General features: G+C 68.2%; 1 protein-coding gene. It reads left to right on the top strand.

Features of this window, described 5'->3' with window-relative positions; translation table 11 throughout:
• A partial coding sequence (locus tag Pka01_RS40500; protein ID WP_505877687.1) for an RNA polymerDNA-directed RNA polymerase subunit B occupies positions 1-733 on the top strand: 733 nt, incomplete at both ends.

Consider the following 733-nt stretch of genomic DNA (forward strand, 5'->3'; position numbering starts at 1 on the left):
CCCCCTGTCCGGACTGACGCACAGACGGCGGCTGTCCGCGCAGGGCCCGGGCGGTCTGTCCCGTGAGCGGGCCGGCATGGAGGTCCGTGACGTGCACCCGTCCCACTACGGCCGGATGTGCCCGATCGAGACGCCTGAAGGCCCGGCCATCGGCCTCATCGGCTACCTCGCCTGTTTCGCCCGGCTCAACGCCTTCGGCTTCGTCGAGACGCCGTACCGCAAGGTCGTGGACGGGCAGGTCACCGACCAGATCGACTACCTGACCGCCGACGAAGAAGACCTCTTCGTGATCGCCCAGGCGAACTCCCCGCTGTCGGCGGACGGCGGGTTCGCCGAGCAGCGGGTGCTGGTCCGCACCAAGGGCGGCGAGTTCGAGTACGTGCGCTCGAACCAGGTCCACTACATGGACGTGTCGCCGCGCCAGATGGTGTCGGTGGCCACCGCGATGATCCCGTTCCTTGAGCACGACGACGCCAACCGTGCGCTCATGGGCGCGAACATGATGCGCCAGTCGGTTCCGCTGCTCAGGAGCGAGCGCCCGCTGGTCGGCACCGGCATGGAGTACCGCGCGGCGACGGACACGGGCGACATGGTCAGCGCCGACAAGGCCGGCGTGGTGGAGGAGGTCTGCGCCGACTACATCACGATCTCGAACGACGACGGCACGAGCACGACCCATCGGCTGGCGAAGTTCAAGCACTCGAACCAGGGCACGAGCTTCAACCAGAAGCCG

It is taken from the genome of Planotetraspora kaengkrachanensis (genome assembly GCF_016862895.1).
In the GTDB taxonomy this organism is placed as follows: Bacteria; Actinomycetota; Actinomycetes; order Streptosporangiales; family Streptosporangiaceae; genus Planotetraspora; species Planotetraspora kaengkrachanensis.